This is a genomic window from Sphingobacterium sp. Ag1, from assembly GCF_000988325.1.
GTDB lineage: Bacteria > Bacteroidota > Bacteroidia > Sphingobacteriales > Sphingobacteriaceae > Sphingobacterium.
The window spans coordinates 321088-345212 of sequence record NZ_LBGU01000044.1; the positions used below are offsets into that span (position 1 = coordinate 321088).

15 protein-coding genes are annotated in these 24125 nt (G+C 41.6%); 11 read left to right on the forward strand and 4 right to left on the reverse strand.

From position 1 onward, the window contains the following. Positions 1–378 precede the first annotated feature (378 nt). Both AAW12_RS22135 and AAW12_RS22140 read right to left on the reverse strand, forming a co-directional pair. Positions 379–2976 carry a DUF5686 and carboxypeptidase-like regulatory domain-containing protein gene (locus AAW12_RS22135; protein WP_046675842.1) on the reverse strand — a complete coding sequence of 866 codons (2598 nt, stop codon included), beginning with the start codon at positions 2974–2976 and terminating at the stop codon, positions 379–381. Positions 2977–3277: 301 nt separating this feature from the next. Beyond that, positions 3278–4957, reverse strand: a complete 1680-nt coding sequence (locus AAW12_RS22140) for an RluA family pseudouridine synthase (protein WP_046675843.1) — start codon at positions 4955–4957, stop codon at positions 3278–3280. Positions 4958–5297: 340 nt separating this feature from the next. On the opposite strand from AAW12_RS22140, the gene AAW12_RS22145 reads away from it, so the two are divergent. The 10 genes from AAW12_RS22145 (at position 5298) to AAW12_RS22195 (ending at position 19838) form a co-directional block, all read left to right on the forward strand. Beyond that, positions 5298–5771 (forward strand): Dps family protein, encoded by a 474-nt coding sequence (locus AAW12_RS22145; protein ID WP_046675844.1) that lies wholly within the window; start codon positions 5298–5300, stop codon positions 5769–5771. Positions 5772–5919: 148 nt separating this feature from the next. After that, positions 5920–8379: a glycoside hydrolase family 31 protein gene (locus AAW12_RS22150; RefSeq protein ID WP_046675845.1), complete on the forward strand. Its 2460-nt coding sequence runs from the start codon at positions 5920–5922 to the stop codon at positions 8377–8379. Positions 8380–8382: 3 nt separating this feature from the next. Beyond that, complete coding sequence (glgB, locus tag AAW12_RS22155) at positions 8383–10341, forward strand: 1,4-alpha-glucan branching protein GlgB (RefSeq protein ID WP_046675846.1); 1959 nt, start codon at positions 8383–8385, stop codon at positions 10339–10341. A gap of 35 nt (positions 10342–10376) precedes the next feature. Next, a complete protein-coding gene (locus AAW12_RS22160; protein WP_046675847.1) occupies positions 10377–11789 on the forward strand; it encodes a glycogen synthase in 1413 nt (470 codons plus the stop codon). Positions 11790–11795: 6 nt separating this feature from the next. After that, on the forward strand, positions 11796–13079 hold the full coding sequence (locus tag AAW12_RS22165) for a glucose-1-phosphate adenylyltransferase (RefSeq protein WP_046675848.1): 1284 nt from the start codon (positions 11796–11798) through the stop codon (positions 13077–13079). Between the two features lie 170 nt (positions 13080–13249). Further along, positions 13250–14011 carry a hypothetical protein gene (locus AAW12_RS22170; protein ID WP_046675849.1) on the forward strand — a complete coding sequence of 254 codons (762 nt, stop codon included), beginning with the start codon at positions 13250–13252 and terminating at the stop codon, positions 14009–14011. A gap of 1 nt (position 14012) precedes the next feature. Beyond that, positions 14013–14795: a zinc-dependent peptidase gene (locus tag AAW12_RS22175; protein ID WP_046675850.1), complete on the forward strand. Its 783-nt coding sequence runs from the start codon at positions 14013–14015 to the stop codon at positions 14793–14795. Positions 14796–14924: 129 nt separating this feature from the next. Next, positions 14925–16706: a DUF4091 domain-containing protein gene (locus AAW12_RS22180; RefSeq protein WP_197084139.1), complete on the forward strand. Its 1782-nt coding sequence runs from the start codon at positions 14925–14927 to the stop codon at positions 16704–16706. 303 nt (positions 16707–17009) lie between these two features. After that, positions 17010–18743 (forward strand): thiamine pyrophosphate-dependent enzyme, encoded by a 1734-nt coding sequence (locus AAW12_RS22185; protein ID WP_046675852.1) that lies wholly within the window; start codon positions 17010–17012, stop codon positions 18741–18743. A 606-nt stretch (positions 18744–19349) separates the two neighbouring features. Continuing rightward, positions 19350–19838 carry a hypothetical protein gene (locus AAW12_RS22195; RefSeq protein ID WP_156167729.1) on the forward strand — a complete coding sequence of 163 codons (489 nt, stop codon included), beginning with the start codon at positions 19350–19352 and terminating at the stop codon, positions 19836–19838. On the opposite strand, the gene AAW12_RS22200 is transcribed toward AAW12_RS22195, so the two are convergent. Next, positions 19812–20204, reverse strand: a complete 393-nt coding sequence (locus AAW12_RS22200) for a diacylglycerol kinase family protein (RefSeq protein WP_046675855.1) — start codon at positions 20202–20204, stop codon at positions 19812–19814. The two genes, AAW12_RS22195 and AAW12_RS22200, sit on opposite strands and share 27 nt — an antisense overlap. Before the next feature lie 204 nt (positions 20205–20408). Between AAW12_RS22200 and AAW12_RS22205 the strand changes: the two genes are divergently transcribed. Continuing rightward, the gene (locus AAW12_RS22205; RefSeq protein ID WP_046675856.1) at positions 20409–21587 is read left to right on the forward strand and encodes a MalY/PatB family protein; all 1179 of its coding nucleotides are present in this window, start codon (positions 20409–20411) and stop codon (positions 21585–21587) included. A gap of 161 nt (positions 21588–21748) precedes the next feature. On the opposite strand, the gene AAW12_RS22210 is transcribed toward AAW12_RS22205, so the two are convergent. Next, positions 21749–23911: a S46 family peptidase gene (locus tag AAW12_RS22210; protein ID WP_046675857.1), complete on the reverse strand. Its 2163-nt coding sequence runs from the start codon at positions 23909–23911 to the stop codon at positions 21749–21751. Between the last annotated feature and the right edge of the window lie 214 nt (positions 23912–24125).

Here is a 24125-nt window from a genome sequence, read left to right on the forward strand (position 1 = left end):
TTTTATCCTCCTTGTACTATGCAAGGGGGATTTTTTTGTTCATAAGCCATCGCTTTTTGTGTCTGCAGGCCTAATGCAGTGGGGCTTTCTTCGTATAGTGTTCGTATCAGCTTCGGAAGGCGACAATCTTGCAATAAATATTGACCAGCCCCTGACCAGGAATTACCTGGTCAGGGGCTGGTCGGAATCTGGTCAACATCTGTACAACATCTGTTGTGTCTCCGAATAAGGTACGAAGCAAGTACGAAGCTTTCCCCGCTATTTCGTCAAGAAAGCGTTGGAGGGGGAGCCGATGTTGCGGAATTATAGGACAAAAAAAGAAGCCCTGTTCATACAAATGACAGGGCTTCAAATTATACTATAAATTTATGGAAACTATTAGAAGTCAAATCTAACCCGCGCACGAATACCCCAAGCTGGTGCATCGACGTGATCAAGATAGTTTAGACGTTTTACGTAGTCTACACGTAATATTTTAAAAATGTTGGATAGACCGATACTGGCTTCCATATAAGGTTCTGAACCGAAGGTATAAGAACTCTGTACACCATCTGCATTGTGCTGCCAAGTGAATACCTTTGAGCCATAGTTAGGATCGTCAGGATTGTTTTCTTTCCGCAGGCCACCATATACACCTTTGAAGCTAAATACCTCACGTAATTTAAGCTTTTTGATCAAAGGAATTTTATTCAACAGAAAACCGTTCATATAATATTGCACATTCAACGAGGCATTGTGGTCACTGACAAACTCCAGGAAGTTCATCAAGTTATACGAGTTCAATTGATACGCATACGTCTGATTTGCCCGATGGATTGTCAAAAAAGGGAATGGGATCTCTTTTCCGGCAATATAAGTACCCTCTGCCGTTACATCAGCAAATCCAAATTGACTAAAATAGAAGCGCTTAAAGGCGCCCACATTAAAGTTGTGGTAATTGTACTCACCTTTAGCCAGTCCTTTGATTCCAGCGGTATAATTGAACGTGAAGATCGGATATTGATTGAATATTGGTGTGCGGTAAATCTTGCCTTGATAAAACTCTTCATGTGGAGCATATCGGAAATTTACCGACAATTCCGTCGAGTTCAATTCATTAAACAGTCTACTTTCATTGTTGGCATCTACCATCTGGTAGGTAAGGCTTCCAGCAGGAGTTTGTCTGTTAATATTGAATGCAGCACCAATGGCTAGGTGATTTAAAAATTCTTTTTTATACTCTAAGCCGTAATTGGTCTCATAAATGTAGCGGTCATTGTCACCGCGCTTGAAGGACAGTAAGAAGTTATCTTCCTGAATAAATTCCAGTTTTTGTCCCGGAATCTTCGTGTCCTTTTTATAGGAGGCCCTGATATAATGCATCGGGAAGGAGTATACCGATTTATTGTTGAATGCATACGTGCCGCTGAAAAAGTATTTCCATTTCTGATCTTTAAAACCATAGGCCGCATACGTTTCCGCATAGAAACGTTTGCTTAAAGATTCGGTCGTACGTCCACCAACCCGTAATCGGAAGCCCTCAACCGGATTAAAACTATAGAATGTATTTACAGGACCGATCTCAACCGGACCGGCTTGTTTGTATCCGGAAAGTACCAATGCAGCGATGTCCATGAAGGTACGGAAGGAAGGGATCTTTTGTAAAGTATCAATATTATGATAGATATTCAATTCGTTTTGCGCAAGGGCAAGCGGACGTTGTGTTTCAAATAATGATTTTGTTGCTTTCTTGTTTTCTACATTGTAAGCAATGACGGTAGATGGACCATCATAGGTGCTATCAGGACGCTGAATGCCGACTTTGTAATTATTGTAATCTACTGTTCGGCTTCCACGGATCCCCATGCCTTTTTCTGTTAAAGAAAAATCAATACCCAGAGTACTTGTTTTTAAGTAAAAGCGACTTTTGCTATCTTTCTCAAATTTAAGCTGTATCTGGAGGTCACGTACAAAGTTTAGATTAATATCATCTGCAACAGTCATATTAGCGCCCTGTACGGCATAATTGCCGTCTAAGGTAACATACAGTTGGCCTTTGAATAACATGTCTGCCTTGTTGCGTGGAAAGAAGCTCAATTCGACCAACCAAGGCTGTACAGTCTTAATGGTATCCGTAATGTAAAACTTATAAAAAGTAGGTGCGGAGTTTGCAATTGGGCTTAAAAACTGATTGGTAACCAATGAAATGTTGTTATCATAAATATCAACTTGTTCATATAATTTATTGAAGTAGGCTGTCAGACCATCGTTGTCAATAAATTTAGGGTCAAACTGTGCGCGTTGATTACCAAGGATATACTGTTTGGTTTTGCTTGGATCTTTACGGTAATAAACCTTGGACATTTTTTCTTCAATGAAAGCAGGCAAAACATATTTGTTGGCTGTTTTAGCGGAGTCATCCGTTTCAAAAAGAAATTGGTAATTTTTGAATATTTTTTTATTGACGAATTTCTCCGAAAGATTGCTCAGTCCTAAAGACATCTTCTCGTATTGGTCAAATTCAGCATACTGTTGACCTGAAAGTCTATTTTTTTCCTTATTCTCGATGACTTTTCGGATCAATGCGACAGCAGGATTATCTTTGTTGCTGTATTTTTTCTTTTTGGCTTTGACGACAACTTCCTCCAGCATGTTGTCCTGTTCATCCATCAAAATTTCTTTTGTTTGCGTAGCGTCATTCGTAACAAAAGCATCTTTGCTGTCATACCCAATGTAACTTGCCCTGATTTTCACATAAGATGTTGGAAAGACAAGTTTGAATTCACCATTTGCATTGGTCGACGTGGCGGTTCCAGCGGAAGCCGGGGCGCCAACGACGGCTACGGTAGCATAGGGTATAGGATTCTTGGTCTTTGCATCTTTAACTGTACCGGTAACGGTTTTGTTTTGGGCAAAAGCCATGGACACCGTTAGTACGAGCGTTATCGAAAAAAAGAGTTTAGTTATGAAGGTTGTTGCGTTTATTTTAGCTTTCATTATATTGCTATAATCTTGAAAATTCAAAATTGTTTTCCTGTCTCTACTTTATTTTTGACTTTATAGGTATTAAAATCAAAAAATCAGTGAACAAAGGAAACAAAAAATTAAGAATAATTAAAATTTTATTGTAATGTAATAAAGGAAAGCAGTTGAATTATATTTCCTTTTAAAGATCTGTTTGTGAGTTATTTATGGTAAATTGTTGATTTGGGTCAATAAATTTCACATTACATTTTGACTTCGCGATGATTTTCCGTTCCCATATTTACTGACTTTTGTAACGATATAGTCAACGCTGTTAAAAATCTGGCGCGATTTCGAAGGTCATTTCTTGCTTGAAACGTGGATGAATAAAGGTAATTGAAGCCGCGTGGAGGTGTAATCTATTGGCTTTTCTGCCATAGAGATCGTCACCAACGATAGGCGTATTTAACCCACTGGGGTGCACCGCATGCATGCGAAGCTGGTGGGTTCGGCCCGTCAAGGGATAAAACCTGACCCGTGTTTGATTATTCTCTATTGCAATTTTTTCCCATTTTGTCTGCGCCGGTTTACCATAGGTGTAGCAGACCATTTGTCGGGGGCGATCATCCAGATCGACGCGAAGTGGAAGGTCGATCAAGCCGGAGGGAGCCTCGATAATACCATCAAGCAAGGCAATGTATGTTTTTTTGATGGTATGTTGTATAAATTGATCTTGAATAAATTTATGCGCCTCTTTGTTTTTGGCAACAACCAGCAGGCCGGATGTCGACATGTCCAGGCGGTGGATAATAATCGGTCCTGCACTTGGGTAGCGTTGGAGAATGCGGGTGTAGACCGAATCCTTGACATATATTCCTGGTACAGAGAGAAATTCGGCCGGCTTGTTGATGATGATAATATCTTCATCTTCGTAAATTTGGGGAAGTGTGATATCCAAGGTCGTTTCCTGCTGCATGGGATTCGGATCTACGACCAAGCCTTGCAGCATATACCCTAAAATCGGTTCACATTTTTTGCGGCATGCCGGATAGTAGTTTTTGTGCCTGCGTATTTCAGATGCAGGGGAGCAGCCCCACCAAAATTCAGCCAAAGCAATGGGGGAGAATTGGTTTCCATACGCATATTGCAGCAGTTTTGGTGCAGCGCATTCCCCCGATCCTGCAGGCGGAGTTATATGGTCAAATTCATGGAATATATCGACGACATTCTTGTGTTGTCCCTTTGCATTATGAAAATTATATTGTTCGAAAAGCTGTTTTTGCAGATTACCTGAGCGCATTTTGCGTTCCTCTTTTAGGGCGGCAATCGTAGCAAGCAATTGTTGGAGATGGTTGCTTTCCGTTTCCAGGGCCAAATGCATGTCATATTGAAAGCGCTGAAGCTGTTGTTTGTCTTTTAAACTCTGGCTTCGCATGTCTTCCATCAATAATTCATAATCCGCATCGGACAAACTGACCTTCATTTTCGTGCGGATTTCTTTTCGTTCCTTCTTTTGGATCCTTAATTTCGATTTTAGCTCATCGAGGGATTTATCCCATTCGTTTTTTAAACGGCCAAGATTACGCTGCGTGTTTGCTAGCTCTTCACTGTTTTCAAGCGTTTCTATTTTGCGGTTCAGCGCATTGAGATGTACCTCTTCGTGTAGAAAAAAACTGTTTTCTTCCAACATATCGAAGATTGGCGGTACAAAATACCGGTGCTTGTTGCTTCCGGCCAGTTTCCCTGAAACGGCCGCAAGGTAGCCAAGCTCGTTCTTCGAGTTTCTGACAACCAGCACACCGAACATTTTTCCAATAGCGAGGCCCTCCACGGCGGAGTCCAGGCCAAAATTGTGGGTCCAATCGTCTTGTGTTTCGATGTAATATTGGAGTTCTTTTGCAGCGATCACGGCAAGAGGGTGCGGTTCATAACAAAATGGGAAGGTAAACCGTGTTGGAAGTTCAATTGCTGAAATATCCTGTTTGAATTTGTGAAAATATGTATTGTTGTCCATGTTGTCCGCAGCTTTCCCTCCAAATAAAGATGTCCGCAAAAATACAACATTATGTGCTTTAAATAATAGCTTGATCGATTTTTGTTTTTTTCTTTAAAATGTTTCGTTTATAAGGGACTGTTTAAGTTTTATTGCTGTCTACTAAGAACAATCTCGATGCAGCCTCGGTACATTTTTTCTGTATGGCAACGGCTTTGCAGTTATACGAACCTCAAAGCGGGTTTGTTGCAGTGTGTGGAGTTGAATGTTGTGAATTTGACTGGCTTTTTTTGGTTTTTACCGCATTTTTGGGTAAATTTAACTAAGCATTTAAAACATATAGTTAACAAAAGATTATAATATGAAAACTTCAATTGGAATTAAAGATGCGGACTTGAAAAAAGTTGCAAAGTTGCTAAATGTGCTGTTGGCAGATGAACACATTGTCTACATGAAAACGCGCAACGCGCATTGGAATGTGGAAGGTGCGGATTTTCATGCTGCTCACTTATTTTTGGAATCACAATACGATGAACTAGCTGAAGTGATCGATGAAGTAGCAGAACGTGTACGTACTTTAGGGCATTATGCAGTAGGTACCTTTGATAAATATTTGAAATTGACTCGCTTGACGGAGTCTACCTCAGAAAAGACCGACAGCCAGTCTTATTATAAGGAACTGTTGGCTGATCATGAGGCCATAGCGATGTCAATTCGCGCCGACATTTCCGTGGTCGAAGGTACAGCCGACAATGGTACAGAGGACTTTTTGGTCGGACTATTGGAAAAGCATGAAAAGATGGCCTGGATGCTTCGTGCGCATTTTGTTAAGTAAGCTGTAGAAGTTTATCCACAGGTATCGAAAAAAATCCCGCCTATCCCTATAGGTGGGATTTTTTTTTGTGTTTTGTTGTCAGCGCAGGATTAATTTTCTATCTTAAAGAGGAATTAAGCCTTCAGAAACTTTTTAACATATTACAACTATGCTTGAAGACGACAACCTAAATCAAACCACACTACATGAGGAGGAAAATGATGGTACTTTGGAGAGTATGCATCATGTGAATAATCCGGTATTGGATTTACCTAAAATTGAAAAGAAATACCTTGAAACCATAGTAGCCCACAATCAAAACGATAAGTCTTATTATTTTTCGGATGGCAAAGCCAAGGTAGAAATTAAGATCGTAACGGATGAGATCGTCAGGGTACGGCTGGCTCCGCAAGGCACTTTTTTGGAGGATTTTTCGTATGCCCTGGCCAAGAAAGATCACCGCGTTAGTATACATCAATGCAAGGAAGAAACAGATCATTATCTGGTCCATACCAATACAATTTCCTGTAAGATCAATAAGAATGATTTTTTGATTTCTTTTTCTGATCGCTCGGGTAAACTGTTTAACGCTGATTTGGCACCCATGCACTGGGAGGAGAATCCAGATTTTGGCGGCTACTATGTATATAGCACAAAAGTGGCCTTTGAAAATGAAGCTTTTTATGGACTGGGGGACAAGGCCACTAAATTGAACCTGAGAGGTAAAAGACTTAAAAACTGGAATTCAGACACTTATGCTTTTGCTTACGATCAGGATCCACTTTATAAAACTATTCCGTTTTATATTGGTTTAAAAGATGGTGAAGCCTACGGCATATTCTTCGACAATACTTTTAAAACGTATTTTGATTTCGCCGCGGAAGATCCGGGAAAAACAAGCTTTTGGTCCGAAGGAGGGGAACTGCAATACTACTACATCCATGGTCCACATATTATCGACGTTATCCGTCGCTATCATACGCTGACAGGTACGCACTACCTGCCACCGCTGTGGGCAATTGGTTACCATCAGTGTCGCTGGAGTTATTACCCCGAAGCGAATGTCCGGAAGGTTGCTGAGGAGTTTCGGAAGCGACAGATCCCCTGTGATGCGATTTATCTTGATATCGATTACATGGAAGGATACCGTTGTTTTACCTGGAACAAGCAGTATTTTCCCAATCCAAAGAATATGATCAGCGATTTGGCCAATGATGGCTTTAAAACGGTGGTGATGATCGATCCGGGCATCAAGGTTGATGAGAACTACTGGGTGTTCAGGGAAGGAAAGGAAAATAGGTATTTCTGTCGCCGCGGGGATGATTATTTTATGGAAGGATTTGTGTGGCCGGGACGTTGTCAATTTCCTGATTTTACCAATCCGGAGGTTCGTCAATGGTGGGGCACCTTATACCAGGGGCTTGTGGAAGATGGCGTGGCTGGCTTTTGGAACGATATGAATGAACCGGCCGTATTTGGCCGCGGAACATTCCCCGACGATGTACGTCACCAATACGACGGCCATCGGGGTTCGCATCGTAAGGCACATAATATCTATGGCATGCAGATGGTCCGGGCAACCTATGATGGTTTAAAGAAATTATATAAAAATAAACGGCCATTTACCATTACCCGAGCGGCTTATGCGGGTACGCAGCGCTATTCTTCGGTCTGGACCGGTGATAATTTGGCCAGTTGGGAACACCTCAAGTTGGGAACCTTGCAGTTACAGCGTTTGTCTACTTCGGGCATGTCCTTTTGTGGAACGGATATCGGTGGGTTTACGGGTGAACCCGACGGTGAGTTATTTACGCGATGGATGCAATTTGGCGTTTTCTCACCTTTTATGCGTGTGCATTCCGCTGGCGATACCCGCGACCGGGAGCCTTGGAGTTTTGGGGAGGATTGGGAAAAGATCAATCGGAAATTTATCGAACTCCGTTATAAGTTGTTGCCGTATATCTATACCTGTTTTTGGGAGCAAACGAAGTATGGTTTTCCCATATTACGTCCGATTTCCATGGTCGAACAGCATATACCGACCAATTGGCAACGTGAGGAAGAATTCTGTTTTGGGGATAAAATATTGGTATCCCCGGTATTGCAGCCGGGACAAAAAAGTAAGATTGTCTATCTGCCTGAAGGTACTTGGTTCTATTATTTCAATAATGAAACCTACGTGGGCGGTAAAGAACATACTGTTCCTACGCCGATTGATGAGATGCCGATTTTCATTCGTGGAGGATCTGTTATCCCCGAATATCCAGTGATGCAATACACTGGTGAAAAGAAGATTGAGGAGCTGCAGCTCAATGTTTACTTCGCTGAAGGTGTAACCCGTTCGTATGTGTATTCGGATCATGGCGACACCTTTGCGTATGAGCAGGATATTTATCTTGAAAAATGCTTTACCGTATCGGGGCTCAAAGAATCCCTGTCGATTAAACAGACGCAAGATGGGCTTTTTACGGAGCGATATGAGGAATATAAATTACAGTTAATCGGCTTGCCTTTTCAGGTTAAGAAGGTTAAGACCGATGGTATTGAAACAAAAGTACAAGTAGATGATAAGGGGCGGTATTGGATTAATGTCGCACGAGAATTTGATAACATATTGATAGAAGGTTAAAACATGACCAATGAAGTAATTCCGCATAGTCTATTTTCTGAATTTGATGTCGCCTTATTCCAGTCGGGTAAGCACTTCAAATTATACGAAAAGTTCGGTTCACACGAGCTGGAAGTCAATGGTGAAAAAGGCGTTTATTTTGCGGTTTGGGCTCCGAATGCAAAATCGGTCTTTGTAACCGGCAACTTCAATTTTTGGGATAAAGCGCGTCACGCGCTCTATGTGCGCTGGGATGGTAGCGGAATCTGGGAGGGATTTATTCCGGGGCTTGGCAATGGGGAGGCGTATAAGTATGTTATTGAGACTTATACTGGCGAACAACTTGAAAAAGGAGACCCCTTTGCTTTTCAGTGGGAGATCGCGCCAAAGACTGCTTCCATTGTTCATTCGACTTGGTACGAGTGGCAGGATAAGCAATGGATGCAGGAAAGGGCTGTTAAAAACAGGCTGGATCAACCATGGTCTGTCTATGAAGTGCATTTAGGCTCCTGGTCGCGGGATCCCGAAAGTCCGGATACTTTGCTCAACTACCGCGAAATCGCTGTGGCGCTCGTATCCTATGTGAAGGAGATGAATTTTACCCATGTAGAATTTATGCCCCTGATGGAACATCCCTATTATCCTTCTTGGGGATACCAGATAACAGGCTATTTTGCTGCGAGTTCACGCTACGGATCGGCACAAGATCTCATGTATCTGATTGAGGAGCTGCATGCCGCCGGGATAGGTGTATTGTTGGATTGGGTTCCGTCACATTTTCCAGGTGACGCACATGGTCTTTATCGTTTTGACGGTACGAGCTTATACGAGCATGAAGATCCCCGTAAAGGGTTTCATCCCGATTGGCAATCCTATATTTTCAACTACGGACGTAATGAAGTGCGTTCTTTTTTGATCAGTAATGCATTTTATTGGTTGGATCGTTTTCATATCGATGGACTTCGGGTCGATGCGGTAGCTTCTATGCTCTATTTGGATTATAGTCGAAACGCAGGCGAGTGGATTGCCAATGAGTTTGGTGGAAATGAAAATCTCGAAGCAGTACAATTTTTAAAAGAGCTGAATGAGGCCGTTTACGGACATTTCCCGCATGTGCAGACCATCGCGGAAGAATCGACTTCCTGGCCAGGTGTCAGTCGCCCAACCTATGCTGGTGGATTGGGTTTCGGAATGAAATGGATGATGGGCTGGATGCATGACACATTGGATTATTTTAAAGAGGATCCGATTAATCGCAGCTATCATCATGATCGACTGACCTTTGCGACAGTATATGCTTTCCATGAAAATTTTATGCTACCGCTGTCACATGATGAGGTTGTTTACGGAAAGCATTCATTAATTTATAAGATGCCGGGCGATGAATGGCAAAAGTTTGCCAACCTGCGGGCATTGTATCTCTTTATGTATACTTTTTCGGGAACAAAATTGCTGTTTATGGGCGGAGAATTTGGGCAAACTTCGGAGTGGAATGTAAACCAATCGCTTGATTGGCATCTTTTGGAGTTTGCGCCACATCAGGGTATGAAGCAATTTGTAGCCGACCTGAATACGGTTTATAGGAGCCAACCAAGTCTTTACCAGAAGGCTTTTGACGCCGCTGGATTTGAATGGATAGATGCTGGTGATCGTGAAAATTCAATTGTCGTCTATTGGCGAAAGGGATTTGACGCCTGGGATGATACGGTCGTTGTACTTAACTTAACGCCTGTTGTTCGGGAACATTTTCGTATTGGTTTACCTTATGCCGGTGAATGGGAAGTAGTTTTGAATTCAGACGATTTGAACTATTTTGGTTCAGGTGTACATCATCCGGCCGTCCATAGTGAGCACCTGCATTGGATGAATCAAGTGCAATCGGCACAGCTTCATTTGCCTCCGCTGGGCGGATATATTTTAAAAAGAAAGAAAGTGGTGAAGGAGGCTAATCCAATTAAACAAGGCGAGCGTATCCCTGTGTAAAATCATGTTATTAAATTTCATGCTGTAAAAGAAGAATGAACGTATTTCACTTGAGTGTAGAATGTTATCCCGTGGCCAAAGTGGGTGGCCTCGCGGATGTCGTGGGGGCACTGCCTAAATACCAAACCAAGCTGGGCTGGGAGGCAGCGGTTGTCATGCCCTGGTATGATCGTCCTTTTGTAAGGGATCATGCTTTTAGCCTAGTTCATGAAGGTACTTTTTATCAAGGATCTGAATTGCTGCGCTACGGCGTTTATAAGGAAGATCAACAGGTCCTTGGTTTTGAACTCTACCTGATTAAGATTCCAGGTAAACTCGATCGGCAGGAGGTATATTGTTATCCGGATGAAGGTGAGCAATTTATCGCCTTTCAACATGCTGTGTTGGCGTGGTTTAAGGATAAAGCGATAGTACCTGATATAGTGCATTGCCACGATCATCATGTCGGTTTGATGCCTTTTTTGATGAAGTATAGCAATGACTATAATTTTCTGGCCGACGTTAAAACGGTAGCCACCGTGCACAATGGGCAGTATCAGGGCTGGACACATTGGAGCAAAGCTATTCTGTTGCCCGCTTTCGATAGTTGGAAATGGGGATTATTGGACTGGGATGGTCTAATTAATCCGCTTGCAGCCCTCATTAAATGTTGCGATGCCTACACAACGGTCTCTGAAGGATATCTGGAAGAGCTTTATGTGGAAGCGAATGGTTTACAGCAGTTATTTTATGATGAACGGAATAAATCCGTTGGTATTGTCAATGGAATTGACTGGGAAATCTGGGATCCCAAAATTGATTATACTTTGCTGGAAAACTACGATGCTGTACAAGCTTTTGCTGGCAAGTTGAAAAATAAGGAGGCTTTGGCGAAGCAGTATAAGATCAATCCAGATCGGCCATTGCTTGTTTTTATCGGCCGATTTGCAACAGAAAAGGGAGCAGATTTACTACCGGAGATAATTTTGGATTTGACAGAGAAATATCGCGATAGATTAAGTATATTTATACTGGGTGCCGGAGACCCAGTGATCCAGTCGCGAGTGAAATCACTCGTCGATGATGGAATAGATAATTTTGATGTGTTCTTTGGTTATGATGAAAATCTTGCCCATTGGCTTTATGCCAGTGCGGATTTTCTTTTAATGCCTTCCCGCGTTGAGCCCTGTGGGCTTAATCAGCTCTATGCAATGAAGTACGGTACATTGCCGATCGTGCATCGGGTGGGGGGATTAAAAGATACGGTAATCGATCTGAAAAATGATGGCTACGGTATAGGTTTTGATAGTCTGACAATCACTGAAATTAGTGCAGCGATTGTCCGGGCTATAAATTTTTACGACAGTAAAAAGCAGTTTGAGGAGAATCAACGTAAAATGATGCATTTGGATTTTTCTTGGGATAAATCTGCAGCGAAGTATATAAGTCTATATAACCAATTAATGTAATTTGATATGTCACGTCATAATGTAGTAGCTATCGTCTTGGGCGGAGGAAGGGGCTCACGTCTGTATCCATTGACCGATCAACGGTCTAAGCCAGCAGTTCCCATTGCCGGGAAATATCGCTTGGTGGACATTCCCATCTCGAATTGTCTTAATTCGGGTTTTAACAAGATTTTTGTGTTGACACAATTCAATTCTTCGTCGCTCAACTCCCACATTAAGAATACCTACAACTTTAGTATTTTTAGCAAGGGCTTTGTCGATATTCTGGCTGCTGAACAGACCAACGATGGCGACAAATGGTTCGAGGGTACGGCCGATGCCGTGCGACGATCGTTTCGGAAGCTGGCGAGTATTGATTATGACTATGTACTGATTTTATCAGGGGATCAGCTATATCAAATGGATTTTGATGCCCTGGTTGACTTCCATGTCGAAAACGAAGGCGACCTGACCATTGCCACTATACCAGTAAACGCCAAAGATGCCACCGGTTTTGGTATACTGAAATCGGATGAAAAGAATCATATTACCTCTTTTATCGAGAAGCCGAATAGCGAGCAGCTCGTAGACTGGAGTTCAGAAGTGAGCGATCATTTAAAGGGTGAGGGCAGGGAATACCTGGCTTCTATGGGTATTTATGTTTTTTCAAAAGGCGTCCTGAAACGTATGCTTGAAGAGAATCGCGGAATGGATTTTGGAAAAGAAATTATTCCCGATGCCATTGATACAAATAGAGTACTTAGCTATCAATTTGAGGGTTATTGGACAGACATTGGTACCATAGGATCTTTCTATGAAGCCAACATTGGTTTGACCGATAATATTCCGGCCTTCAATCTGTTTGATAAAAATACGGTTTTCACCCGTCCAAGGATGTTGCCGCCTTCTAAGATTTCGGGTACAACATTAATTAATTCGGTCATTTCGGATGGCTGTATTATCCAAGCGGATAAAATAGACCGTTCCGTCGTGGGGGTTCGTTCACGGATTGGTACAGGATCTGTGGTACGCGGCACCTATATGATGGGGTCAGACTATTATGAGGATCTTGTCGATATGGAGGAAGCAAAGCGCAAAAATATACCTGTGGTTGGTGTTGGCGAACGGTGTTATATTGAGAATGCTATTTTGGATAAAAATTGCCGTATCGGCAACGATGTCCGGATCAATGGTGGACCCCATTTGTTGAACGCTAATCATCCCACCTATACCATTTGTGACGGCATTGTTGTCATCAAAAAAAATGCTGTTATTCCAAACGGAACAACAATAGGATTGACAAGCCTATAAAATTTATAGAACAGGGGAGATAATATATTGTTATCATTTCATGTTATCATAAAAGTATCTTGAAAAGCTTGAAAAGCAGTTAGCTGAAGTCAAAATTTGTCTAATACCGGCAAATTAACGTCAGATGGTATTGTCTTTGCTAGCAAAGAATAGATATTATAATGAGTAGTATGCGATTGATACAGATTATCTCCCTTTTTTTTATACTGGTTGTCATTGTAGGTTGTGATACCTCATTGATGGTTCAAGGTACAGGCGTCTTGCGTGATGCCTCGCGAAAATTTGAGCTTCGCCATGGCGATCGGTCAGTCGTTTATATTCCAATGCGGCATTTGGGTACGCGGGTATACTATGATCAAATTCAGCGCGCTGTAGATTCCCTCCAACGTTCGGGCTATGTTGTTTTTTATGAAAGTATCGCTTATCAGGTGGATAGCGCGGCACAACGTGATCTATATGACCGCAAATTTAGAAAACTTACGGGCAATCGGCTCGGGCTGCAGCAATGTATTGAAATACCGGGCGATACCTCCAGGGTTCTTCGGGCGCCCATGTACCGTAAACTGGGGCAACGAATCATCAGTCAGCCCGATTATTCCTTTTTCCTGGTGAATTATGAAACGGCGGTGAATGCGGATATTCCCAAAAATAAATTGCTTGACGAGTTTGAATACCTGTATGGTACGATCAAACTGGATGATTGTGATTATAAAACACCGCTCCAAGAACCTTATTCCTGTAAACCGATCAAAGCAGCCTTAAAGAACAAATTTGATAAAGAATTTGTCATGAAAAAAAGGGAAGAAAACCTGGCATCATTAGTTGCTGACGCCCCACAGCAAAAGATTTTAATCTTATTCGGAACCTCACATTTTAAAGGCTTTTTGCGTAATTTGCAGGCTCGGGATCCCAAATGGATACAGATCAACTAATATGTTAGGAAAACTATTTATTATACTGCTTATACCAGTAACCATTTATGTTGTTTATTACCTGTTAAATCGTACGGCCAAAAACAGCAAAGCCATTAAACGTGTATTAAGCGACGAAGGAAAGGAAATTCTGGAAAAAGAAGTTGCCTATTACCGCAATCTGACCGATGCGGATAAAATGGAATTTGAAACCCGCTGTTTAAAATTTTTGGATACAGTTAAAATTGAAGGTGTGGGCGTAGCGGTTGAGTTGAAAGATTATATGATGATTGCCGCCAGTGCAATTATCCCAATATTTGCCTTTAAGAAATGGACTTATCCCAATTTGACCAATATTTTGGTTTATCCTTCCCAATTCAATACGGCATATGAATTTGAAGGCCATGCTGACCGCAATATTATGGGGATGGTGGGTGAGGGAGCCATGAACGGACAAATGATATTGTCCAAATCGGCATTGGAGTATGGCTTTAGGAATCCAAAGGATGGACAGAATACAGCAATACACGAATTTGTACACTTGATCGATAAAACCGATGGTACCGTGGATGGCATTCCTACACATTTGATGGATAAAACTTCAGTCATTCCTTTTATGAACCTGATACGGGAAGAAATTACCAAGATAAAGGCGAATAAATCTGATATTGATGTATATGGCATGACCAATCCAGCCGAGTTTTTTGCAGTTGCGTCTGAATATTTCTTTGAGAACCCGGCGAAATTCAAGAGCCATCATCCTGAGCTGTATAAAGCACTTTCTGAAATTTTTGAACAAAGTTAGTTATAGATAAATAAAATTTTACTATTTTTAAGGCAAACAGAAGTTGTTTGCCTTTTTTCTGCGAGCACCCTGCTCCTGGGCTGGAAAGAAGATTATCGCTTCGCTAAAGTTTTGTTAATTATAACTGTTATGCCTAAAACTACAATTTATTCTTCTATTGCCCTGGCTTGTATGCTATTTTGCGGCAGTAATCCGGGATTTTCCCAGCAGCGTTTTGCTACAGGGACAACATTTACTGAAATGGCCGATCCGACAAAGGATACTTTATCCAATTGGTCGAATGTTAAAGCCGGCCTACATGCGTCGTTTGTATCGATAGACAAACGTTACCCCAAATCTGTCAATCCAAATCTGACAACACAACGTACGGCGACTGTAGATGCCTGGAAAGGTGAACAAGTATCGGCGCAGGTATTGTTATGGACCAGTGTTGCCACAGCGCATGTCGCTGTATCGGCAAGTGAATTAAAATCTACAACAGGCCAGGTGATTGGCAGTGATGCGGTACAAGCGCGTTTTGTTCGTTATGTCATGACTGATGAATTTGCAAGTGGCTGTGGCCACCGTAAGCCAGAAGATTTTAAAGCTTCTCTTTCAGCAGACATGTTGGATGATCTCAAAAGCTATGACCTTGAAGCGAAGAAAGTCCGTCCTGTATGGATTACTGTAAAGGTTCCCAAGGAAGCTGCCGCTGGACAATATAAAACGACAATTTCGGTTCAGCAAAATGGCAAGGTGAAAGAGCAATTACAGCTGATCGTCAATGTCCAAAATCATGTGCTGCCACCATCATCGCAGTGGACTTATCATTTGGACCAATGGCAGCATCCTTCTGCTGTGGCTCGGGTCAATAACGTGAAGATGTGGAGCGATGAACATTTTGAAGCGTTGAAGCCGACCATGAAACAGCTTGCAGCTGCAGGGCAAAAAGTGATTACCGCGACTTTAAATAAGGATGCGTGGAACGTACAGACCTATGATCCCTATGCGGATATGATCACCTGGAAGAAGGCAAAAGATGGTTCCTGGACTTATGATTATACTGTTTTTGATCGATGGGTAAACTTTATGATGGATCTAGGTGTTAACAAACAGATCAATTGCTATTCGCTTTTGCCATGGAATAATGAGGTACATTATTTCGATGAGAGCAAAAATGAACTGGTCAATGTGATTGCAAAACCCGGTACAGCAATATTTGAGGAGCTATGGACGCCTTTCTTAAAGGATTTTAGTAAGCACATTACCGCAAAGGGCTGGTTAAAAATTACCAATATTGCGATGGATGAAAGAGGCCGGGAAGAAATGGATCCAGCGATCGCCTTGTTGGAAAAAGTAGCGCCCGAATTTGGTGTTGCATTTGCTGATAATCACAAAAGCTACCAACGCTATCATAAGAGTACAGATATCAGCGTTGCCGCTGGAGATCCTTTTGATCAGAAAGATCTTATTGAGCGACGTAAAAAAGGATATATCACGACATTTTATGTGTGTTGCTCGGACGAATTTCCAAACCAATTTACGTTCTCGGATCCAGCAGAATCCACCTATATGGCTTGGTATGCGCTGGCGGCAGGCTTCGATGGGGCATTACGTTGGGCATTCAACTCCTGGGTGAAGGATCCACTGCGTGATTCAAGGTTCCGTACATGGCCGGCAGGAGACACGTATATCGTTTATCCGCAAGGAAGAAGCTCTATCCGTTACGAGCGTATGTTAGAAGGTATTCAAGATTATACCAAAGTCGGCATTTTGAAGGCGAAGTTGGAAAAATCAAAAGATCAAGCCAACCTAGCGAAGCTAAATGCAAAAATAGCAAAATTAAATACTGCTAAACGCTATGCGGACTGGAATAAAGATCTCAATGATGCAAAACGTTTTGTCGATGAGTTGTCGCGACAAATCAACTAAGGATTTATCCAAGCTATCATTTTTAAAAAAGCTGTTTCAATCAAGTTGAAACAGCTTTTTTTGTTGAATACAATCGCTGAGTATTTTAAGTGTAACGGATTGTTGGCTTAAATTTGGGCTCCACGTATCCCAGCTCCAAATTGAGGCTATTGTTGCACATTTGACCAGTTTATGCGCTTGGGAAACGACAGACCTGTTCAGCTAATGTCCCAAACCATTATGCTACATTATTGTTGTTATTAAGTAGCGGCAATAGAGTTTGCACGATGCCGCTATCACAAAATCTTAAATTATAGTATAAGTATGAAAAATGTAGCACACCAGATTGTGGGTCTTTTAAAGGATGCGGGAATTCAGCGTATTTATGCCGTAACGGGCGATAGTTTAAATTTTTTCAACGAAGCTGTTCATGCAGATGGAACGATGCAATGGATACATGTCAGGCATGAGGAAGTGGGGGCATTTGCCGCAACGGCAGAGGCTGATTTGCACGGGATCGCCTGTTGTGCCGGAAGTAGTGGGCCGGGGCATGTGCATCTGATCAATGGTGTTTATGAAGCACACAAGACACGTGTACCCATGCTTGTGATCGCATCAACCTGTGCTACATATGAATTTGGAACCGATTATTTTCAAGAAACCAATCCAATCAAACTGTTTGATGATTGTTCTTGCTACAATCAAATGATCACTCGGCCGGAGCAGGTACAACGTATGGTGCAAAATGCATTACAACAGGCTATCTCTAAACGGGATGTCGCAGTTATCGGCCTACCTGGTGATGTATCAGAAATGGAAGCCGTTCAGATGAACACTGCAACGAAAGTGTTTTTTACCGAGCCGCAAATTAGACCTTCGGAGATGGAAATTGGGCGATTGGCACAATATATCAATCAGGCAGAAAAGATAACCTTGTTCTGTGGTGTGGGAGCCAAGAAAGCACAGCAGCAAATAGTAGCGTTATCACAAAAAATCCATGCGCCAGTAGGTTATTCATTTAAAGCAAAGATGGATATTCAACGCGACAATCCCAATGAAATCGGGATGACAGGACTTCTAGGAATGGCTTCGGCTTTTCAAAGTATGCATCATTCCGATCTTATTTTACTTTTGGGGACTGATTTTCCTTATAAGGATTTTATACCGACCAACAAAACCATTATCCAGATTGATATTGAAGGTGAAAAGCTAGGGCGCAGATCTATCGTAGATTATGGATTAGTGGGCGATATTGAACATACCATTAAGGCTGTATTGCCTTTTGTGGAAGCGCGTTCGGATACGAAATTTCTGGAGAAGCAGCTTGCTTCTTATGAAAAGGTCAAGGAAGATCTCATGACGTATGTGGAGGATTCAGGCAGCGAATGCGCAATACAGCCGGAATTTGTCGCGCATACCATTGATCAGAAAGCCAGTGATGATGCGATTTTCTTGCTTGATACCGGGATGTGCTGTGTTTGGGGAGCACGTTATATTAATCAGCAAAAGGATCGAATCATGCTGGGGTCTTTCAATCATGGGTCTATGGCTAATGCCATGCCAATGGCTATAGGCGCTGCATTGACACATCCTGAGCGCCAGGTTATTGCTTTTTGTGGTGACGGAGGACTGTCCATGTTGTTGGGTGATCTGGCAACAATAAAACAATATAATCTGCCGATCAAAATCATCGTCTTCAACAATCGTGCACTTGGTATGGTGAAATTGGAAATGCAGGTATCGGGTCTTAAAGATCAGGAAACCAATATGGTCAATCCAGATTTTGCGATGATCGCCCAGGCGATGGGCATACGTGCATTTACGGTCACTCAACCCCAGGATGTGGATGGTGTTATCCATGAGGCTTTTGGGATTGTCGATGAGCCTGTCCTGATTGATATATATACCAATCCCAACGCGCTCGCCATGCCGCCCAAGATCTCCTTCAGTCAAATGAAAGGGATGACAGAAAGTATGGCAAAATTAATGTTGTCGGGTAATTTCGAAGAAGTGTGGGATACCATCAAGTCTAACTATAAACATTTGAAATCGCTTTAATCCTTGCGATATCGCATAACTGGATATCTTAAAAGCCCCTCGAAACATAAAGCGGAGGGGCTTATTTTGTGTTAAAAGTGACATGAATGTGTGGCGATCAGACCATAGATGCTGATCGGCGGATAGTCGAAATTTGGAGGAAACTGTTATCTCAACATTGACGTTGAACAAACCAAAGGCTCTTAAGTAATTCTTCTTTACAGCGTCTGAGTTTTTCAATTTTGGATTCGGAAGAAATGGTAACTTGCTCTTTAACAATAATAGCCAAGTCTGTTTCAATGGACAATTTTGTGAGTGATGTACATCCACTATCAAATTTCTTAAAGCTTACATCTTTCATACTAATATTGGTTAAGAATTCCTGAATTTTATAGTGTACAATTTACTAATAAAAATTAGCTTTACAATAAGTCTGCGATAATTTTATTGTTACTAAATTGTTTATTTTTAATAGCTTATATCGTGCTAAAATAGTAGACTGCTATCTAACTTATAAACAATATTCAGTTGCTTTTTGTTTTTTGAATTTGAAAATTTTAAATGGTAGTTATTTAAAACAAAAATTCTTTTGAATTGCTATCTATACGATCAAACAAAAACGATACGATGAGAATAATAAATTTCGGATTTATAATGTTGCTGTGTTGCGCGGGCTGCCATCAGGAACAAAAAAAACAAGTTACTTCAACGAAACGCGATGATACTGTTCAAACTACTCAACCATTGGATACCGCGGGGTTTCTTAGTGGAAAGAGTACATACCGGTACCTTAAAAATGGAGATACAATTTCGCTGTCAATCACTGTTGATGGAGAAAAAGTACATGGTGATCTAAGCTATGCTTGGAAGGAAAAAGATCGTAATAGCGGACACATTGATGGGCTATTAAAGGCGGGGATTTTAACGGCCGATTATACTTTTTCTTCTGAAGGACAAGAATCCGTCCGTCAGGTGATATTTAAACTATCCAGTGGACGTGCAGTGGAAGGTTATGGTGCAATGGAAGAGAAAGCTGGGAAAATGTATTTTGTCGATCCGAAGAAGATCGCTTTTGATGAGAAATTTGCGTTAGAAAATGTAACGAAGGGCCAATGAGATCAGCTTTGGCGTAAAAATTAAGAGGCCGATCAATAGTGCAGTGATGCTGCTTATCATCACTGCCGCTGCGGCGACATCTTTCATCTTTTTGATGTTTGGGTTATCTTCAGGACAGATAAAGTCAGCCATATTCTCCAATGCAGTATTTAACAATTCACAGACGAATACAAAACCAATGGCAAATAGTACAGCAATCCATTCATGGGTACGGATGTGAAGAACAAAGGATAGCAGTATGGCCATAATGGCCGCGATACAATGCACCCTGAAATTGTGTTCTTCCTGCCAGGCTGTTTTCAGCCCGCTGAAGGCGTAGCGAAAACTCTTTAATCTGGCACGGAATGAAAAGTTGTTTTTGGCCATAGTTGTTATGCTATTTTCTGTAAAGATAGCGCTTTCTGCTTATCCGGGTATACTGGATTTTTTAAATGCACGTTGTCTACGACGCCCGTCGAGTTGCGTTATACATTTTAGTCTATACTAGGTAATTTATCGTGCGAACTGAACCCTTTTTTACTTTATCGTATTTTTATTGCAAATGCCTCCTAATTTTAATTAAATTGCTGTATGATCTATAATTTTGACAAAACGATTGTTCGTCGTGGTACCGATTCGGTCAAATGGAATCAACACGATTATGCCGATTTAATTCCACTCTGGGTTGCGGATATGGACTTTCCAGCAGCACAACCAGTCGTGGATGCACTTGCGAAACGGGTTCAACATGCTGTATATGGTTATGCTACGATTCCAGCTGCTTTTTACAGCGCAGTGATGAGCTGGTCCTCACGGCGACATAAATTTGTACTTCAACCGGAATGGATACTTCCTGTTATCGGTGTGGTACCGGCGCTTTCGGCTTTGGTTAGCGCATTGACATCGTCCGGAGATAAGGTTTTGGTGCAAGAGCCTGTATATCATTGTTTTTTTTCTTCCATAGAACGCAATCAAGCCGAGGTGGTTTCCAATGACCTGATTTATCGTAATGGCGAGTATACGATCGATTTTGAGGATTTTGAGCATAAAGCAAGTGATCCGAAAGTCAAGTTATTTATTTTATGTAGCCCACATAACCCTGCTGGGCGAGTTTGGACCCGAGCTGAGCTTGAACGTCTTGGTGAAATCTGTTTGCGGCACCAAGTTTTAGTCATTTCAGATGAAATTCATTGCGATCTGGTATTTGAAGGCTATACACATATTCCTTTTGGAAGTATCAGTGCAGCCTTTTTGGCGAATTCGATTACCTGTGTAGCACCGAGTAAAACCTTTAATTTGGCGGGATTGCAGGTCGCTACAGTCCTCGTGGCCGATCCTGAACTCAAGAGGAAGGTGCAACAGGCTTTCTTAGCTAATGAGATCAGTAGCATAAGTCCCTTTGCCATTACGGGCTTGATCGCTGCGTATGAGTGGGGCGGGGAATGGTTGGATCAGGCTTTAAGCTACATCCATGCAAATTATCTGTATTTGAAAGGCTTTATGAACGAACATCTGCCTGCTTTGCATGTGCTTCCTTTGGAGGGTACTTATCTTGTGTGGGTAGATTGCGCCGCTTTGGGGATTTCAAGTCGAAAATTGGGAAAGCTCTTATTGGACGAAGCGCATGTGCAGGTGAATGTAGGTGCGATGTACGGGAAGGGGAGTGATGACTTTATTCGCCTCAACGTTGCTTGTTCAAGGGAGGTATTGACAACAGGCTTGTTGCGTTTGAAGACTGTTTTCTCTTCTTTGCTCCAAGGGGCAAAATAGTATGCGAAGCTATTCTGAGTTAGATGAATAGGTTCTGATTTACGGTGAATTCTTCGTTCATAGTGGCATGCCTCCGGGCGAATCGGAAATAGCGTGGTGAACAAAGAAAGCCGCTGCATCGAGAGATGCAGCGGCTTTCTCGCGCCTTGTTTTAGACCAGATTAGATACCCATTTCTTTCAGGATAAAATGCGCGTTGTCAATTTTATCGGCAACCCAGAGGACATAACGAATGTCGACTCCGATGGATCTGCTGTAACTCTCGTTCCAAGCGAAATCATTAATTGTTGCGTCGTAAGCACGATCAAAATTTACACCGATTAATTCACCATTGGCATTCATAATTGGAGATCCTGAATTTCCGCCTGTGGTATCCATATCATATAAGATATTGACCGGCACGGATCCCAGGTCTTTTTGAACATAAGGACCAAAATTTTTATTGAGGTAAGCTGTCTTGATTTCTTGTGGATAGTCAAATTCTGCTAAACCAAGATTTCCTTTTTGAATAATCCCTTCAATTGTTGTAAACGGTTTCATATAGGTTGCGTCAGCAGGCGAGTAGCCTTTGATGTGCCCGTAAGTAAGACGTAAGGTTGAATTTGCATCAGGAATAAAGTTCTTGGCCTGGAAAATTTCCTTGACGGCGACATAATCGCCCATTAATTTGTTCAGTATCCCTTCACGTCTTTTTTGCTCAGCTGCGAAATCGACAATGTCATTGTTCAGCTTGCCCTGGAAATCCAATAATTTGTCGTCAAATTTCTGCAATGCATCGGCATTGGCCAAGACGGTATTCAGTATATATTTTTGATCGGCAAGTTTGCTGTTTTGGATGATTTCTGTGGCAAATTCTTGAGCAGTAGCCGTATTAAATTGCAATTTCTGAATGGAGGCCAATTGATTTTTACCTTGGAATGCGATGGCGTCTTCCAGCATTCGGGCAAAAATACGCTGATCAGCTTGCTTATTGTAGCTTTCGTAAGTTTCTTTAAGTGCTGTTTTTAACTTTTCAATATTTAAATCGAAAAGCTGTTTGGCCGCCTGGGATGATTTTTCCTTGGCTAAGTTGGTTTTCAGAACGTTTAGGTCGCGAGCTACTTTCAATAAGCTTGTGCTATTGTAAATATTGTTGATCCAAAGTTCTTTCAGGGCATCTTGATCACTGAGCTGATAATAGGCATCAATATCAGCGAGTAGACTTCCATATTTGTTTTTCAGTTCAGGTTTACTTAAAATAAACGCTGCCAATGCTTCGTCTTCTTGTTTTTTTGTCGATAGCAAGTCGATTCCTCGTAAGCCCTTGAGTTTACCACGATAGTTTTTCAATACATTGGCATTACGTTTTATGCGTGTTGCCAAGGACAGGGCGATATCGGTATTGTCTTTTCCTGCTTCCTCCATCTGTTTATTTTGGAAATCATACAGGTTGGATACGTAAGGCAAAAGATATTCCTGTTGATATTGAATATATTGTGCTGGTCTGTGTCGGAATGTTTTTCCGGGATAACCAAGGATAAAGGTGAAATCATTTTCCCGTACACCATTTGGATTGACTTTAAGGTGTTTTTTTGGCTGGTAAGGAACGTTATCTTTAGAATAAGGTGCAGATTTTCCGTCTTTGCCGACATAAGCTCTCAGAAAAGAATAATCTCCCGTGTGGCGTGGCCATACCCAGTTATCGGTCTCTCCACCAAATTCACCGATGTTTTGACGTGGAATATAAACCAAACGAACGTCTTCAATTGTTTTATAACGGAATAGGACATAGCTTTTGCCGATAAACATTTCCGATACTTCAGCTTTAATCGTCGGATCTTCCTTTTCAGCTTGTTTAACCAGTTCTTGTTGTTTACGTTTGATCGTATTGATACGCTCCACAGGATCGCTGATGTTGGCGACAGCATTTAATATTTTAGCGGAAACATCCTCATAAGAATCGGTAATTCTTATTTTTAATCCTTTTGCCTCAATTTCCTGTTCTTGATTTTGTGCGACAAAACCGTTTTTTAGGTAATTGTTGATTGCTGTACTCGCAAGTTGAACGGCAGAAAAAGCACAATGATGATTGGTAATAATCAGACCACGGTTTGAGACAAACGATCCGGTACATCCACTGACTTGAACCAGGGCATCTACCAGTCCGACCTGACCAGGATTGTAGATGTCTCTCTCACTGATCTTTAATCCGGCTTTCTTCAATCCAGCTCTATTTAATTCGCTCAATGGAAACATTCCCTCATCAGGATTTGCCTTGCTATAAGGACTGTTTGCCATGGTTAAGAATAAAGCTAGTGCAATTGTCGTACGATTTATAAACTTCATAGGATTTTAACTATCAACTGTTGTAAATCTCCAAATTTAAGAAAAGCATTTCGATGAAATCGATTTTTATGTGAACTAATGTAACAATAGTGGATATACAGGATCTTTTTGGCAAGGTATTTATTGTATAATCGGCAGGCCAAATACGCCTGTTGACTTTAATTGTAAAGGATTTGACATTGGTTTACGACAGGATTCGTAATTTTGTGCTTTA

Bases quoted from the DNA above. Each gene is read 5' to 3' on its own strand.
- AAW12_RS22135 (WP_046675842.1), bottom strand. From the start codon at position 2,976: ATGAAAGCTAAAATAAACGCAACAACCTTCATAACTAAACTCTTTTTT.
- AAW12_RS22140 (WP_046675843.1), bottom strand. From the start codon at position 4,957: ATGGACAACAATACATATTTTCACAAATTCAAACAGGATATTTCAGCA.
- AAW12_RS22145 (WP_046675844.1), top strand. From the start codon at position 5,298: ATGAAAACTTCAATTGGAATTAAAGATGCGGACTTGAAAAAAGTTGCA.
- AAW12_RS22150 (WP_046675845.1), top strand. From the start codon at position 5,920: ATGCTTGAAGACGACAACCTAAATCAAACCACACTACATGAGGAGGAA.
- glgB (WP_046675846.1), top strand. From the start codon at position 8,383: ATGACCAATGAAGTAATTCCGCATAGTCTATTTTCTGAATTTGATGTC.
- AAW12_RS22160 (WP_046675847.1), top strand. From the start codon at position 10,377: ATGAACGTATTTCACTTGAGTGTAGAATGTTATCCCGTGGCCAAAGTG.
- AAW12_RS22165 (WP_046675848.1), top strand. From the start codon at position 11,796: ATGTCACGTCATAATGTAGTAGCTATCGTCTTGGGCGGAGGAAGGGGC.
- AAW12_RS22170 (WP_046675849.1), top strand. From the start codon at position 13,250: ATGCGATTGATACAGATTATCTCCCTTTTTTTTATACTGGTTGTCATT.
- AAW12_RS22175 (WP_046675850.1), top strand. From the start codon at position 14,013: ATGTTAGGAAAACTATTTATTATACTGCTTATACCAGTAACCATTTAT.
- AAW12_RS22180 (WP_197084139.1), top strand. From the start codon at position 14,925: ATGCCTAAAACTACAATTTATTCTTCTATTGCCCTGGCTTGTATGCTA.
- AAW12_RS22185 (WP_046675852.1), top strand. From the start codon at position 17,010: ATGAAAAATGTAGCACACCAGATTGTGGGTCTTTTAAAGGATGCGGGA.
- AAW12_RS22195 (WP_156167729.1), top strand. From the start codon at position 19,350: ATGAGAATAATAAATTTCGGATTTATAATGTTGCTGTGTTGCGCGGGC.
- AAW12_RS22200 (WP_046675855.1), bottom strand. From the start codon at position 20,204: ATGGCCAAAAACAACTTTTCATTCCGTGCCAGATTAAAGAGTTTTCGC.
- AAW12_RS22205 (WP_046675856.1), top strand. From the start codon at position 20,409: ATGATCTATAATTTTGACAAAACGATTGTTCGTCGTGGTACCGATTCG.
- AAW12_RS22210 (WP_046675857.1), bottom strand. From the start codon at position 23,911: ATGAAGTTTATAAATCGTACGACAATTGCACTAGCTTTATTCTTAACC.